Genomic DNA, 15,969 nt, shown 5'->3' with positions numbered 1-15,969 from the left:
TTTCGCCGGGTAGCGGCAATTAATTCGCTAACGGGACGAGATGAACGTCAGGCGATCTTACGGCATCTAGGGGACTATCAGTTTCTCTTCATGTCGCCAGAGATGTTGTCGCAACCGACCATGCTGAGTCAACTTCGGCAGGTTACTCTCAGCTTGCTCGTCATTGATGAGGCACATTGTATCGTCCAGTGGGGGCCTGATTTCCGCCCGGAGTACCTGTTATTGGGCGCTATTCGTGAGAAATTGGGGATGCCCCGGACACTAATGTTGACGGCGACGGCGGGTAAGACGACCCGTCAGGAGATCGCCCATCAGTTGCGGTGTGAGCCACAGGTTGTGGCGACTTCCGTGGATCGGCCAAATATTTTTCTGGATGTGGAAGACGTCGGTGATGGTAACGAGAAGCAGACACGGTTGGCTGAACTGGTAAGCAAGTTACCAGGACCGGGAATTGTGTACTTTTCCAGCAAGCAACTTGCCAGTGACATGGCGTTGTGGTTGCAGTCACAGACAGGCAAGGTCGTCGCGGCTTACCATGCCGGGTTAGACAATGACTCACGATTTAAGATTCAGCAACAATATATGGCCGGGCAGTTGGATCTGATCTGTGCTACCAGTGCTTTTGGCATGGGTGTCGATAAGAATGACGTTCGTTATGTGATTCATTACCACCTGCCAGCGGATATGGAAAGCTATGCGCAGGAGATTGGTCGGGCCGGCCGTGACGGTGAACCGAGTCTGGCTGTGTTGTTGTATGCCCCCGGGGATGAGCAATTGCCCTTGATGCTGGGACAGGCCAATCGACCAACAGCCGTCACCGTGCATGATTACTATGCGCGGCCAAAGGCGTTTGATGTCAACGATCCCGGGGTACATCTCCTGGCTTTTTACCGGAATCACGGGATTAGTGAAGCAGCGGTGGTGCGCCTCTTCACGCGTCGAGAGCGAGAACGTAATCGGGCCTTGGCTCAGATGCTCAGCTATGTCAGGGAACCACATTGCCTACGTCAGAATTGGCTGAAAGCCTTCGATGAGCAGGGAACGCACAGCGATAAGTGCTGTGCGCCTAAAGCAGTGCCCCTTGATTTAGCAGCCTTGGGTCTCCAACAGACGACCATGACAACAAGCACTAGAACCGAAACCGCCTGGCGTGACCAGCTCAGACAGCTATTTTAAGAAGATTTTAGAGAATTCAGGTTGTCGATATGGTACAATTACGGGTGAAAGTTTTTCTGGGAGGTTAGATGATGAGTCAAAAGCGTGACGATCAAACACCAAAGGAGCAAGAATCCCATCCGTGGGATCAATCGTTTGCCGATGATCGCGACGATCAGGGTAACCTGTCGCGATCAAAGATGCGGCGGCAGAATCACAGCAATACGATGGTGACGATTATTCTCGTCGCAATTATTATCGTGATTGCAGCGGCCTCACTGGTTTATGGTTTAGCACGGCAAAGCGCGGTTAACCGGCCCGAGAATACAGAGAGCGTGGCGGCCAGTTCGTCACACTCGTCTAAGGCGGCTAAACACAAGTCGAGCAAATCCTCGACCAGTAAAGAATCTTCCTCAACGACTAGTAGTCGCAAGAAGAGTTCAACGTCAAATACGACTGCTAGTTCAGCAAAGAAGACTAGCAGTTCTTCGGCTACCCAAGAAAGTCAAGCGGCCTCATCGTCTAGCAAGACCACGAGTAGCAGTAGTAGTACAACTGCTGGTGCCAAGTACACGACCGTTGAATCTGGCCAAGGCGTTTATCGGGTGGCGACTAACGCCGGTATCTCGGTAGACAAATTGCTAGAGCTCAACGGCCTTTCCTCGGGTTCATCATTGTATCCGGGTCAGCGCTTACGGGTTAGATAAGCAAATGATTAAAATTGGATAGGGAGCTTGGTTTTCATGGATAAACAAGGTTTGCAAGTCGCAATCGACGGACCAGCATCGGCTGGCAAGAGTACGGTTGCTAAGATTGTTGCAACACGGTTCCACTACATCTATTGTGATACGGGTGCGATGTATCGGGCAATTACTTGGAAGGCGTTACAGGCGGGTGTTGCTTTGGATGACGAAGCCGCTATCAAGAAATTGTTAGATGGCATCGTGATTCGGTTTGAACCCGGTAAGCCCGTTCAAAAGGTTTACGTGGATGATACTGAAGTGACGTTAGCCATTCGCCAACCGGATGTGACGAACGCCGTTTCTCAAGTATCCGCACTATCTGCTGTCCGTTCCGAATTGACGGAACGACAACGGCAAATTGCCGACGCTGGGGGCATTGTCATGGATGGTCGCGACATTGGATCAACCGTTTTGCCGGACGCCGAAGTGAAGATTTTCATGGTTGCAAGCGTCGATGAACGGGCTCAACGCCGTTTGAAGGATAATGCAACTAAGGGGATTAAGACCCCATTGGCAACATTGAAGCACGAGATCGAAGAACGGGATCGCAAAGATTCCACTCGGAAGATTTCACCATTAACGCAAGCAGATGACGCAATTCGACTCGATACGACGTCAATGTCCATCGAACAAGTTGCCGATCGAATCGCAGAAATTATTCAAGAAAAAGAATCCCTAGAGAAATAGGCATTTTACTAGCTTTTACTGGCGTAATCGGCTAGAATAGTATATAGAGTTGTCGCAAGGAGGAAAAATTCGCATGAGTGAAAATGGCACGAGTCAAAACAATGAAAACAACGATTTATTGAATGCTTTAAACAGCATCGAAACCGTTAAAGTTGGTGACGTTGTTAAGGGTGAAGTCTTAGCAATTGATGATGACCAACAAGCAATCGTCGGCATTGCCGACACTGGTATTGAAGGGGTGGTTCCTAAGAAGGAATTATCAACTAAGCCAGTAGATGACATTAATACTGTAATTAAAGTCGGGGACGTTATGGACCTCGTCGTAATTTCTCGTATCGGTACCGATAAGGAAGGCGGTAGCTACTTACTGTCTCAACGTCGTTTGGAAGCCCGTAAGGTTTGGGACGACATCCAAAAGGAATTCGAAGCTGGCCATACTTTAACTGCCCCTGTTACCCAAGTGGTTAAGGGTGGGTTAGTCGTTGATGCCGGTGTGCGTGGATTCGTTCCTGCATCCATGGTATCTGACCACTTCGTTGAAGATCTTTCTCAATTCAAGGGTCAAACGCTTGAATTCAAGATCATCGAAATCGAACCTAGCGAAAACCGGTTAATCTTATCTCACCGTGCAATCGTTGAAAAGGAACGGGCAGCACAAAAGGCCGAAATCATGGCTAAGTTGACCGCCGGCGACATTGTCGAAGGTAAGGTTGCTCGTTTGACCAACTTCGGTGCCTTCGTTGACCTTGGTGGTGTTGATGGGTTGGTTCACGTTTCAGAAATCGCCTTTGAACGGGTTGAAAAGCCTAGCGATGTCTTGAAGGTGGGTCAAGAAGTTAAGGTTAAGGTCTTATCTGTAGACCCAGATCGTGACCGGATCTCCCTTTCCATCAAGCAAACGTTACCAGAACCTTGGGACGGTATCGAAGAAAAGGCACCACAAGGTAGTGTCTTGGACGGAACTGTTAAGCGTTTGACTAGCTTTGGGGCCTTCGTTGAAGTGTTCCCTGGCGTTGAAGGTTTAGTTCACATTTCCCAAATTTCTCACCAACACATCGCAACGCCTGCTGACGTTTTGAAGGTTGGTCAAGAAATCAAGGTTAAGGTCTTGGACGTTCGTCCTGACGACCACCGTTTAGCCTTATCAATCAAGGCTCTTGAAGAAAAGCCACAATCTGGTGACGACAGCAATGCTGGCGAACACCGGAGCAGTAGCAACAGCAACCGTAGCCGTAACAATGGCGGTAACAACCGTCGTCGTAACAGCCGGAACTCTGCTGAAACTTCAACGGCTAACGCCCCAGAAGAAAGCACTGGTTTCTCTTTAGGTGATCTGATTGGTGATAGCTTAAAGAAAGATATGGAAGATAACGAAAACAACTAATACGTTTGGTTGAAATGGGTCTAGAGCGAAACTTTTGTTGGTTTCGTTCCAGACCTTTTTTCGTCACTATTTGAAATTAAAGGAGGGATTGTCGTGGCATTTCCAGTAGTTGCCATTGTCGGCCGCCCCAACGTGGGGAAGTCGACGTTATTCAACCGGATTGCCGGTGAACGTATCTCGATCGTTGAAGATACGCCAGGTGTCACTCGTGACCGGATCTATGCCGGTGGAGAGTGGCTAGGAACTGAATTCCGGATGATTGATACCGGGGGTATTGACCTCGGTGACGAACCATTCATGAATCAAATTACCCAACAAGCCGAGATCGCGGTTGAAGAAGCCGACGTGATCGTCTTTATCGTGAGTGCCCCTGAGGGTGTGACTGATGCCGATGAACGGGTTGCTAAGATCTTGTATCGGGCCGACAAGCCAGTTATTCTGGCCGTCAATAAAGCCGATAACCCTGAAGTTCGGGAGTCGATTTACGATTTCTATTCCTTAGGATTTGGCGATCCATACCCCGTTTCTGGGGTTCACGGGCTTGGTTTAGGGGACTTACTTGATGCAGTTGTTAAGGAATTCCCTGACAATAGTGGTGCCCCTAAGGACGATACGATTCGTTTCAGTCTGATTGGTCGGCCCAATGTTGGAAAATCATCACTGGTTAACGCCATTCTTGGTGAAGACCGGGTTATTGTTTCTGATATTGCCGGGACCACGCGTGATGCGATCGATACCAAATTTACCGCCGACAAGACGAAGTTCACCATGGTCGATACGGCCGGGATTCGGAAGCGCGGGAAGGTCTACGAAAACACGGAACGTTACAGTGTGATGCGGGCCATGCGGGCGATTGATAATTCCGATGTCGTCTTGATGGTGATGAATGCCGAAGAAGGTATCCGTGAACAGGATAAACGAGTTGCGGGTTACGCTCATGAGGCGGGCCGCGGGATCATCATCTTGGTCAACAAGTGGGATACCTTGAAGAAAGATAACCATACGCTGACGGACTTCCAAAACCTGATTAGACTCGAGTTCCAATACCTGAGCTACGCCCCAATCATCTTCGTTTCTGCGAAGACGGGGCAACGTTTGGAACAACTGCCAGCACTGATCAAACGGGTCTCCGAGAACCATAATAAGCGGGTCCAGTCGTCCACATTGAATGATGTGGTCATGGACGCCATTGCCGTTAACCCAACGCCTTCGGACAACGGGAAACGGTTGCGGGTTTACTACGCGACGCAGGTCGCCGTGGCCCCACCAACTTTCGTGGTCTTCGTCAACGATCCGAAAATGATGCACTTCTCTTACGAACGTTTCTTGGAAAATCAGATTCGGGAACACTTCGATTTCGAGGGGACACCGCTTCATCTGATCGAACGCGCAAGAAAGTAGGATAAAGGGCCTTAGACCGGGTCTAAGGGGGATTTTGGTGAGTTTTCACCGAAAACTCTTAATATTCGACGTTTTATTGTTAAAAAATGCCGTTATCCCTTGTCATATAAGGCTTCCTGTGCTATCTTTGATTAAGAAATGATGCGGCTGACCGTATTTGTTTCATCATTTTTGGACCACTCAAAAATGATCTAGATGGTAATCATCTAATCTTCTTTGCAGGAGGTGAATTCAAACATGGCAAACAAAGCACAATTGGTTAGCGACGTTGCAACTGCAACTGGTTTAACTAAAAAAGACGCAACGGCTGCAGTTGATGCAGTCTTCGATTCTGTCCAAGCAACGTTAGCTAAAGGCGAAAAGGTTCAATTGATCGGCTTTGGTAACTTTGAGGTTCGTGAACGTGCAGCTCGTAAGGGCCGTAACCCACAAACTGGACAAGAAATCCAAATCCCTGCAAGCAAAGTACCTGCATTCAAGCCAGGTAAAGCTTTAAAGGATGCTGTTAAATAATGACTCTTCATTATTTAATCGGTAAAGGACCAGGTCGACTTTTGTCGGTCTGGTTTTTTATTGTCCAAAATTTGTGCCGGCCTGAGTGTTTATGGTTTCCATGTTTGCTGGGATTGCGTATAATTAAATGCGTTGCGAATTTTAGAGAAATTAACGAAATGTGTGTAGCCATGACAGTGCTACACCTAACAAGCAGATTAAATGGAGGCGGGTTATGAGTTACGCACAAACAGCACTTGACCAATTGGAAAAGGGGCAGCTCGAGGGTTTCAAGAAGCAGTATGCCTTGTCACTGCGTCATGACGACGATGATACCTTGTTCAGTTTGGCGGAGGAACTCTACTCACTGGGCTTTTTGAACCAGTCTCGACGCATCTACGAGAAACTTTTGAAGAAGTATCCGGATGAAGATGAGCTACGAACGAATTTAGCAGATATTGCGATTGATGAAGATAAAAATGACGAGGCCCTAGACTATTTGAATCAGGTCAACCCGGACTCACCGGCCTACGTGGAATCCTTGATGGTTGCTGCCGACTTGTATCAGACCCAAGAACTCTTTGAGGTGAGTGAGCAGAAGCTCCTGACGGCGAAAAAATTAGCCCCAGATGAGCCGGTGATCACCTTTGCCTTGGCCGAATTGTACTTCACCATGCGTGAATTTCGGAAGGCCATTCCCTTGTACCTGGACCTGATTACCAGCGGCACGACGACGCTCTCAAAGGTTAATCTGGTGGAGCGGCTAGGGGTCGCCTACGCCAACGCGGGACGATTCGAACAAGCCATCGGCTATCTCAAGCAGATTCATTCGGGCGAGATGACCCCAGATGTTAAATTTGAAACAGCATTTACCTACCTGCAACTGAAGGAACGGTCAACGGCGATTACCTTATTTAATGAATTGAAGGATAGCGATCCGCATTACACGTCACTCTATCCTTATCTGGGACAAGCCCTTGAAGACGAGAACCGGCTTCCTGAGGCCCTGAAGAGTCTCCAGGAAGGGTTGGGTGTCGACCAGTATAACGAGAAGCTCTGGCTCCAAGCGGCGCATGTGGCCACAAAATTGGACGATGAGAAGCTCGCTGAACGCTACCTGAAGAAGGGGCATGAACTGGATAGCGAGGACTTAGGGGCCGTGATTCAGCTCAGTAACCTTTATGTCAAACAGGAGCGTTGGGACGAGAATGCCGAACTGACCAAGCCGTATTTGGCCAGCGAGGATGCCGATCCGCAATTGTACTGGAACCTGGCAGTGACGGCGTTAAATCAAGAAGATTATGACGCGGCCAGAAAGTACTACGACGCGGCGACGCCATTCTTTATGGATCAGGCGGACTTCTTAAAGCCAGCGATCTACTTTTACCGTGAGGAAGGGGCAACCGACCAAGTCGTGAAGCTACTCGAGGCTTATCTGAAGGTTGTGCCGGATGATGAAGAGATGGCCTTGATGTTAGAGGGTTATCAGGAAGATTAAGGAGAAAAGGGTGGCCGAGGAGGTCATCTTTTTTAATAAGTTAGAACACAATAATTACTTTAACTTATAGTCCTCTCCGAATCACAACCGCAAAGCCCGCGGTTGCAACCCATAGTCAACAGTCAATTCAATTCCAGCAAAAGGCGGCCGTCTTTGAATTCAATTCTGCGGCCGAATCTGTTAGACTGGCATATAGAGCATTACCGACTACTATCGGCTGGAAAGGTGACGGAAAACATGCAATTGAACCACTTACCACAGGAATTCGAGCTGGCACGGCCCGTCTTACAAACCATCGAGCGCGCGGGCTACGAGGCCTACTTCGTTGGTGGGAGTGTCCGTGACACCATTTTAGGGAAACCCATTCATGACGTTGATATCGCCACCAGTGCCTATCCCAATGAGATTAAGGGGCTCTTTCACCGCACCGTCGATACCGGTATCGAACACGGAACGGTTATGATTTTAGACCACGGCACCGGCTATGAAACGACAACTTTTCGGTCGGAGTCAACCTATACTGATTTCCGACGGCCGGACCAAGTGACCTTTGTGCGCTCCTTAGAGGAGGACCTCAAGCGGCGAGATTTCACCATCAACGCTTTAGCCATGAAGGAAGATGGGCAAATCATTGATCTTTTCGATGGCCTCAATGACTTGAAAACCCATCAGATTCGCGCAGTGGGCGACCCTCAGGAACGGTTCCACGAAGATGCCTTACGCATGATGCGGGCTGTCCGTTTCGCCAGTCAACTCGACTTTGACATTGTCGAACCCACGTTAGCAGCCATCACCGATCACGCCGAACTACTCGCTAAGATTGCCGTTGAGCGGACCCAAGTTGAACTTCTCAAGCTCTTCACGGGTCGGAAGCCACAACGAGGGCTGAAACCGTTCATGGAGACCGGACTCTGGCAACATTGTCCCGACTTTGCGGTGCACGAGGACGCCTTAACCGACTTGATGCAGCGTCTGACCAGTGGGGTCAGTGATGCCGAGACCGCTTGGACCCTGCTTGCCACGCAATTCGAGTTGCCCGTCGCTGAAGTTTCCCCATTTCTGAAACACTGGAAGACAGCCAACCAGACCATCGCTACCGTCCAGAACGCCAGTCAAACAGCACAACGCCTTCGTCAAGGGGACCTCAATGCCTGGCAACTTTATCAGGGTGGCACTAATCTGGCACGCGCCAATGAAGTCGCCGTCATCCTTGGTGCGCCCGATCGTGAGACTGAGCTAACGCAGGCCTACGCTGCATTACCCATTCATGATAAAAAACAATTAGCCATCACGGGGCGTGATCTCATTAAGGCCGGGATTCAACCTGGCCCCCAGTTGGGAGCGACCCTCGGCGATCTCGAATTTCAAGTCGTCACGGGACAGTTATCCAATGACGCCCCAGCGCTAATTAAACAAGTTACCACCAACTGAATCTAAACTAAGAGAGTGAAGACAGTATGCAAACCTTACGCGCAGAGAATTTACACCGAACTTACGGTGAAAAAGTACTTTTTGACAATTTAAATTTCATTATCAATGAACACGACCGCATTGGACTGATTGGGGTCAACGGGAGTGGGAAAACCTCATTGTTGGACACCTTAGCTGGTGTCAGCAATGACCAAACTGGAGTGATCGATACCCCTAAGGAATACAGTATCGGTTATCTCACCCAAAAGCCCGCGCTCGATGAGAATTTAACGGTCATGGACGCCGTCTTCTCGGGTGACCAACCGGTCTTTAAGACCATCCGGCGCTACGAGGCCGCTCTGGCCGCCTATGGGGCACATCCGGAGGATCCGAAAGCCCTTCAACGCTATCTAGATGCCGAGGCTCAGATGAACGAAGAGGACGCCTGGACGGCCGAGAGTGACGTCAAGACTATCCTGACACAATTGAAGATTACGGACCTTTCCCAGTCGATTAAGACCATGTCTGGGGGCCAAATTAAGCGGGTAGGGCTGGCTCAGGTCCTGATTCAGTCACCCGATCTGCTCTTGCTAGACGAACCGACCAACCATTTGGACTTTGATTCCATTGCCTGGCTCCAACAGTATCTTAGTGCCTACAAGGGTGCCTTACTTGTCGTGACTCATGACCGGTATTTCTTGGATCAGGTTGCCAATCAGATCTGGGAACTCGACTTCGGGAAACTTTACCAATATCCCGGGAACTATCAGGATTACGTTCAGGAGAAGGCCGAACGGGTCAACCAGGAAGCCGTCGCCGATCGGAAACAGCAGCGACTCTACCAACAGGAATTAGCCTGGATGAAGGCCGGGGCCCAAGCGCGTTCAACGAAACAACAGGCCCGGATCAACCGATTTAACGATCTGGAAGATAATGTTGGGACGCGTCAGGTGCAGCACAACGTCGCCATTTCCTTGGGACAACAACGTCTAGGGAAGAAGGTCATCGAACTCAAGGAGGCCTCATTGGACCTCGGTGGTCACCACATTCTCAATGACTTCAGCGACCTGATTCAGGCCGGCGAACGGATCGGGATCAGTGGGGATAACGGGGCCGGCAAGTCCAGCCTCTTAAATGTCATCGCCCAGCGGCTACCCCTGGATTCCGGGACGGTATCCATCGGCGAAACCGTCAAAATGGCTTACTACACGCAACAGATTGAACCCATTCCCGAAGATAAGCGGATGATTAACTACCTTTCCGAAGTTGGTCAAACGGTCACGGACAAGGATGGCAACGCCGTCAGTGTCACGGATCTGTTGGAACAATTCCTATTCCCACGCTTCATGCATGGGACCCTGATTCGCAAATTATCCGGTGGGGAGAAACGCCGGCTCTACCTATTGAAGCTCCTCATGGAACAGCCCAATGTCTTGTTATTAGATGAACCAACCAATGATCTCGATATTGGAACCTTGACTGTTTTGGAGGATTACATTTCACAATTTGCCGGGACCGTGATTACGGTTTCCCATGACCGTTACTTCCTGGATAAGGTGGCCGATCGGCTCCTGATCTTCAATGGGAATGCGCAAATTGACCGATATTCTGGCAGATTTAGCACGTATCTAAATGACCGTTTGAAGGCCGATAAAGCCCAACCAACAGAAAAGAAGGCGCCCAAGACCGTCGCGAAGGAGACGCCTGACAAACCTAAGAAGAAGGTCAAGCTGACCTATGCCGAACAAAAGGAATGGGAAGGCATCGAAGGGGTCATCGACGGGTTGGAAGACCAGAAGTCACAGGTCAAGGACGCTATGAATGCCAACGGCGCCAACTATGACAAGTTGGCCGACCTCCAACAACAACTAGACCAATTGGATCAACAGCTCGATGATAAGATGGCGCGTTGGGAATACCTCAGCGAATACGCCGACTAAGGAGACGACTAGCATGTTAGAAGCGGCTTACCTCAATCTCGCCAAGACAGTCTTGACGGAAGGTCACCAAAAAACCGATAGAACGGGGACTGGAACCATCAGTCTGTTTGGTTATCAAATGCGATTCAATCTGCAGGAGGGCTTTCCACTCTTGACCACGAAGAAGGTGCCCTTTGGCCTCATCAAATCAGAATTGCTCTGGTTTTTAAAAGGGGATACCAATATTCGTTTTCTCCTTCAGCATCACAATCACATCTGGGACGAATGGGCCTTTCAACGCTTCATCGAAAGCCCCGACTACCACGGCCCTGACATGACGGACTTCGGGCGACGCTCACTGGTCGATTCGGCCTTTAACGACCAGTACCAAGCTGAAAAGAAAGCCTTTGACGACCGGATCTTAAACGATCAAGCCTTCGGGGACCACTATGGTGATCTCGGCTTGGTCTACGGGAGCCAGTGGCGCGCCTGGCAGGGACACAACGGCGAAACAATTGACCAGTTGGCCAATGTGATTCAGACGTTGCGAACCCATCCTGATTCTCGCCGGATGATCGTTTCAGCTTGGAATCCCGCCGACGTGCCTTCGATGGCCTTGCCACCTTGTCACACGCTGTTCCAATTCTATGTGAATGATGGCAAATTGAGCTGTCAGCTCTATCAACGCAGTGGTGACATCTTCCTAGGGGTTCCCTTTAACATCGCCAGTTACGCGCTGTTAACGTCACTGATTGCCAAAGAAGTCGGACTCGAAGTTGGCGACTTTGTTCACACCTTGGGTGATGCCCACATTTACAGTAACCACATCGAACAAGTCAAAACGCAATTAGCCCGGACACCGAAAGCGGCACCTAAACTGTGGTTGAATCCGGATAAGTCCAGCATCTTTGATTACGACATGCACGACATCAAAGTTGAAGGTTACGACCCAGCCCCCACAATTAAAGCCCCAGTGGCCGTCTAAGACAGGAGAACCCACCTATGCTGATCTTCTTATGGGCAGAGGGTAACCAGGGCGTTATCGGCCAAAATGGCCGGCTTCCTTGGCACCTACCTGCCGACATGCACTTCTTCAAGACCGTCACGACCGGCAATACGATTTTGGCGGGATCACGAACCTATGCCTCGTTTGGCCGGCCATTGCCCAATCGCCAAAATATCGTCATTACGCATCAGGATCGCACTAACTTTCCGGCAGAAGTCATCGTGCTTGACAGCATCGATGCCGTCCGGCAGTATGCCGCGACCCATCGTCAAGACAAGCTCTTCGTCGTGGGTGGGGCCCAGATCTTTGAAGCCTTACTGCCCGACGTTGATCAACTCTATCGCACGGTAATTGATGCCGACTTTGCCGGAGATACCTGGATGCCGGCTATCAATTACAGTCAATTCAAGCTGACTGCGACCCAACCTGGTGTCCGAAACGAGAAGAATCCTTACGATTATCGGTTCGAACAGTACCAGCGACTCACTAGCAAATAAATGTAAAGAAAAGAGGAGGTTGCGCCCGTTAGGCACAACTTCCTCTTTCCATTATTCCTTAGGCATAGAGCAAGATCGAGAAATACATCAAACCAGTTCCCAACATCACGAATAGATGCCAGATGACGTGACCGAAGGGAATCCCTTTAAAGCTGTAGATGACAGCGCCCAAGGTGAAGGCGACGCCGCCCGCAACCAGCAGGCTAAATCCAATCAATCCGAGGCCATGATACAGCGGGGAAATCCCCATTAGACACATCCAACCCATGACGACGTAAATCACCGTGGAAAGTTTCTGAAATTTACCGAGCCAAATGGCCTTGTAGATAACACCGGCGACGGCCATGGCCCAGATGATCCCGAACATGACCCAACCTAAGGTACCACCAACCACTAACAGACTAAATGGCGTATAGGTTCCAGCAATCAATAGGTAAATCGCACAGTGATCGAATATTTGAAAGACGTGGCTGGCACGGGTAAAGTACAACCCATGGAAGAGGGTCGAGGCCAAGTAAAAGAGGACCAGGATGATCCCGTAGACTAGGAAGGTCGTCATCCGCAGCTGACCACCCTTACCATGAGCTTGTAGAATCAGGATCACCAGACCTGCGATACTCAGAGCGACACCAATGCCGTGCGTCACGGCGTTCAACACTTCATTAACAATTTGGTAGGTGTGACTACGTTCTTGTGTCAAGCAAACTCCTCCTTAAATAACCAGTCCGGAAACTTTTAACAAACTGGCCCGGTGAGTTAGCAACAACTACTGAAAAAGTTCAGTAACTCTGCTATACTATTACCGTATGTTTCATTACGCATATTGTAGCATAAACCAAATCTCTGGTCAGAAAGAGTGGGATATCCATGGCTAAATTTAAAATCGTTACGGATTCATCTGCTGGCTTAACCGATCAGCAAATCCAAGACAATAACATTACCATTATCCCGTTGACGGTCATGATCGATGACACCATTTACGTTGAACGGGAATCCATCACAAACAAAGAATTTATTGAAAAAATGAAGAGCTCCAAGACGTTACCTAAGACAAGTCAACCACCGTTGGGTAAGTTCGTTGAGACATTCGACAAGCTGGGGGAGGACGGCAGTTCGGTCATCTTCTTCAGTATGTTGGCCGCCATCAGTGGCACGGTTCACACCGCTGAACAGGCCGCACAATTGTCTAAGACCGACGTCACTGTCGTGGATAGCCAATACACCGATCAGGCGCTGGCTTTCCAGGTCGTCGAAGCCGCTAAATTAGCTGCCGAGGGTGCCGAAAAGCAGGCAATCTTGGACCGGGCTGTCGCTGTCCGTGACCACACGAAGCTCTTTATGGGTATCGTCACGCTGGAGAACATCCTTAAAGGTGGCCGCCTCAGCCGAGCCGCGGGTATGCTAACGGCCTTGTTAAACATTAAGATCGTGCTCCAGGTAACTGGTGGCGAACTGAAGATCCGCGCTAAGGGCCGGGGTATGAAGACCATCGACCGTTACTTTGAAAAAGTTTACGACCAAATGAAACAGATTCCAGATATCAAGGCAATTGGAATCTCTCACGTCGAGGCCTTCGAGTCCGTCGACAAGATTCAAGGTCGCTTGCATGAAATGTTCCCGGACAAAGATGTCCTGGTCAGAGAAACGGTACCCATCATCGCCACCCATGGGGGACCTGGGGCCTTTGCTCTGATGTACTACACCGATCCAACTAAATAACACCATCGACAAAAAAGGGGTGGCATAGCCACCGCTTTTTATTTATCCCGAGGGGGACTTTTAAATGAAAAAAATCGGAAGACTCAGTAAGGTGATTGGGGTTGCTTTACTCCTGGTACTCATCGTGTTAGCCGCCTTGACCTACTGGCACCCCGGTGTTCGGACGACGAAGGGCACGACCGCTAATCAGCACCGAAAAGTAGTACGGGTCGTGGCTTTGGGTGACTCACTGACCGAAGGGGTTGGTGATCCACAGAAGGACGAACAGGGCGGCTATACTGGCCGGCTCAAGACCATGATTCGCCAGAAGGATCACGTCAAAGTGGTCATGCATAATTATGGAAAATCTGGCGACCGCAGTGACCAGATTGAAGCCCGTTTGGTTAAGAGTTCCAGCATGCAGCATCAATTAAGAAGAACCCAGGCGGTCGTCATGACCGTTGGAGGGAATGACCTGCTGCAAACGTTGACGAAAAACGTCACGATTAACCAACAATCGCGCCTCAACACGCAACTGAACTCGGCAGAAACCACCTACCAACAGAAGCTCAAGCATCTCTTGGACACGGTTCGCCACTATAATCCTAGCGCGCCAATTTATCTCTATTCGATCTACAATCCCATCTACGTTTACTTTGCCGATGTGGAACAAGTTACAAATGCTGTCGATGAATGGAACGATGCCACGGAGCAGACTGCTGGTAAATTTAAGCAGCTCTACATGGTCGACATCAACCGCGCTTTGTCCGTCGGTCAGTTTAAGTCAGTGACGCAACAAGCCAAGCTGAAACGAACCGCCCAGAAGGCCAACGATGGTAAACTCTCAGCACAAAGTTTCCAGAAACAGATCCTGGCTAGCAATTCGTCTGATGAGTTGAATGATTACCTGTCACCCGTCGACCATTTCCATCCCAATGCCAAGGGATATCGCCTGATGACGGATTACGTTTTCAAGCAAATGCAGGCCCATCAACAGTGGCTAATGAAATAAGGAGGCAACATCTTTTATGAAACGACATGCGACAGCCACTTCGACCAATTGGTGGAAGTGGGGGTTCATTGGGCTAGTGAGTTTGTTCGTCATCATCCTCGTCGTTATGGGGATCAAGGCCACGTCAGGCGTGAAAGTCGCCTCGACGGCTAAGCCCGATACGGATACCACGAACATCAACGTTACCCTGAATAAGCGTCAGGTAAATGCCTTGGCGGACTACTATGTGAACAAATCCCTTGAGGGGCAAGATGTTAAATACCAGTTCCAAGTCACGGATCACGCCATGATCACCGGATCAACCAAGGTTCTCGGCACAAACGTGAACTTCGTGTTACTCTTGAAGCCAACGGTGTTGCCTTCCGGTGATGTTAAATTAAAGGCGCAAAAGCTTTCGGTGGGGTCCTTACCCGTGCCGATCAGCTTTGTTATGAGCTACATCGCTAAGAATTACCCGCTGCCAAAGTGGGTGGCCATGGACACGAAACAAAGCACCATGACCCTGCATCTGACCGCGATTGGTAATGGCAAGAAACTCTCATACGCTGCCAAGAAAATCGATATGTCCGGCGCCGGGAAGTTCGTCTTCCAAGCACGGATTCCGAAAAAATAAAGGAGGAATTGTATGCCTAAGACGTTTTACCAATTTCTCATGACCCAACGTAACCCAGAAAGTTACGACACCATCGCCAATTTTGCGAACAATGCCTTTCTGGATAGCGCCTTTCCTAAACAAGAGACCGAGTTTGATCCCCTGTCTAAATATTTGGAAGAAAACGCGCCATACCTGCCATCTATGACCATTTTTGATGATGCCTGGCAACTCTATCTGGCATCACTGGCTTAAGCTTCATGAAACGAAATCGCAAACCCAAAAGTCTATCTGCGGATAGGCTTTTTATTTTTGCCAAAATTGACTTGCTACACGGGAAACAATTTTTCCATCTGACCCTAATTGGCGCGTCAAATTTTCGTCAATTGGGCAATCTAGGGGAAGATCTCCTCATTTTTTCCGGTAGCGTCAAGAATCTTGTGTAAATGAAATGCCTTCGTACATATAATATGTA

16 protein-coding genes are annotated in these 15,969 nt (G+C 49.5%); 15 read left to right on the top strand and 1 reads right to left on the bottom strand.

All coding sequences use genetic code 11. The features are described 5' to 3' along the window. From IV54_RS08390 to IV54_RS08340, 11 genes are all read left to right on the top strand, one after another. Positions 1-1,176 (top strand): RecQ family ATP-dependent DNA helicase (locus tag IV54_RS08390; protein ID WP_237756700.1); only part of this gene is annotated, 1,176 nt, incomplete at its 5' end. Between the two features lie 71 nt (positions 1,177-1,247). Beyond that, a complete protein-coding gene (locus tag IV54_RS08385; protein ID WP_057878915.1) occupies positions 1,248-1,862 on the top strand; it encodes a LysM peptidoglycan-binding domain-containing protein in 615 nt (204 codons plus the stop codon). 36 nt (positions 1,863-1,898) lie between these two features. Continuing rightward, on the top strand, positions 1,899-2,585 hold the full coding sequence (cmk, locus tag IV54_RS08380; RefSeq protein WP_057878914.1) for a (d)CMP kinase: 687 nt from the start codon (positions 1,899-1,901) through the stop codon (positions 2,583-2,585). Between the two features lie 73 nt (positions 2,586-2,658). Further along, the gene (rpsA, locus tag IV54_RS08375) at positions 2,659-3,969 is read left to right on the top strand and encodes a 30S ribosomal protein S1 (protein WP_057878913.1); all 1,311 of its coding nucleotides are present in this window, start codon (positions 2,659-2,661) and stop codon (positions 3,967-3,969) included. A 93-nt stretch (positions 3,970-4,062) separates the two neighbouring features. After that, a complete protein-coding gene (der, locus tag IV54_RS08370) occupies positions 4,063-5,370 on the top strand; it encodes a ribosome biogenesis GTPase Der (protein ID WP_057878912.1) in 1,308 nt (435 codons plus the stop codon). Positions 5,371-5,607: 237 nt separating this feature from the next. Continuing rightward, on the top strand, positions 5,608-5,883 hold the full coding sequence (locus tag IV54_RS08365) for an HU family DNA-binding protein (protein WP_011667553.1): 276 nt from the start codon (positions 5,608-5,610) through the stop codon (positions 5,881-5,883). Positions 5,884-6,097: 214 nt separating this feature from the next. After that, complete coding sequence (locus IV54_RS08360; protein WP_057878911.1) at positions 6,098-7,360, top strand: tetratricopeptide repeat protein; 1,263 nt, start codon at positions 6,098-6,100, stop codon at positions 7,358-7,360. A 237-nt stretch (positions 7,361-7,597) separates the two neighbouring features. Beyond that, the gene (locus tag IV54_RS08355; RefSeq protein WP_057878910.1) at positions 7,598-8,791 is read left to right on the top strand and encodes a CCA tRNA nucleotidyltransferase; all 1,194 of its coding nucleotides are present in this window, start codon (positions 7,598-7,600) and stop codon (positions 8,789-8,791) included. A 26-nt stretch (positions 8,792-8,817) separates the two neighbouring features. After that, positions 8,818-10,710 carry an ABC-F family ATP-binding cassette domain-containing protein gene (locus tag IV54_RS08350; protein ID WP_057878909.1) on the top strand — a complete coding sequence of 631 codons (1,893 nt, stop codon included), beginning with the start codon at positions 8,818-8,820 and terminating at the stop codon, positions 10,708-10,710. A 13-nt stretch (positions 10,711-10,723) separates the two neighbouring features. Next, entirely contained in the window at positions 10,724-11,674 is a 951-nt protein-coding gene (locus tag IV54_RS08345; RefSeq protein WP_057878908.1) for a thymidylate synthase, read from the top strand. Positions 11,675-11,691: 17 nt separating this feature from the next. Continuing rightward, positions 11,692-12,192 (top strand): dihydrofolate reductase, encoded by a 501-nt coding sequence (locus IV54_RS08340; protein WP_057878907.1) that lies wholly within the window; start codon positions 11,692-11,694, stop codon positions 12,190-12,192. Positions 12,193-12,250: 58 nt separating this feature from the next. Here IV54_RS08340 and trhA read toward each other — a convergent pair whose 3' ends face one another. Beyond that, positions 12,251-12,892 carry a PAQR family membrane homeostasis protein TrhA gene (trhA, locus tag IV54_RS08335; protein WP_057878906.1) on the bottom strand — a complete coding sequence of 214 codons (642 nt, stop codon included), beginning with the start codon at positions 12,890-12,892 and terminating at the stop codon, positions 12,251-12,253. A gap of 167 nt (positions 12,893-13,059) precedes the next feature. Here trhA and IV54_RS08330 point away from each other — a divergent pair, with 167 nt between their 5' ends. The 4 genes from IV54_RS08330 (at position 13,060) to IV54_RS08315 (ending at position 15,749) form a co-directional block, all read left to right on the top strand. Continuing rightward, entirely contained in the window at positions 13,060-13,911 is an 852-nt protein-coding gene (locus IV54_RS08330) for a DegV family protein (protein WP_057878905.1), read from the top strand. 64 nt (positions 13,912-13,975) lie between these two features. Beyond that, positions 13,976-14,902: a GDSL-type esterase/lipase family protein gene (locus tag IV54_RS08325; RefSeq protein ID WP_057878904.1), complete on the top strand. Its 927-nt coding sequence runs from the start codon at positions 13,976-13,978 to the stop codon at positions 14,900-14,902. Positions 14,903-14,918: 16 nt separating this feature from the next. Further along, on the top strand, positions 14,919-15,515 hold the full coding sequence (locus IV54_RS08320) for a YpmS family protein (RefSeq protein WP_057878903.1): 597 nt from the start codon (positions 14,919-14,921) through the stop codon (positions 15,513-15,515). A gap of 12 nt (positions 15,516-15,527) precedes the next feature. Then, positions 15,528-15,749, top strand: coding sequence for a YozE family protein (locus IV54_RS08315; RefSeq protein ID WP_057878902.1), 222 nt, complete (start codon positions 15,528-15,530; stop codon positions 15,747-15,749). Positions 15,750-15,969 lie beyond the last annotated feature (220 nt).

The sequence above is a fragment of the Levilactobacillus paucivorans genome, from assembly GCF_001437125.1.
GTDB classification, from domain to species: Bacteria; Bacillota; Bacilli; order Lactobacillales; family Lactobacillaceae; genus Levilactobacillus; species Levilactobacillus paucivorans.
The sequence above is the reverse complement of the archived record's forward strand: the minus strand, read 5'-3'. Positions and strand labels throughout refer to the sequence as shown.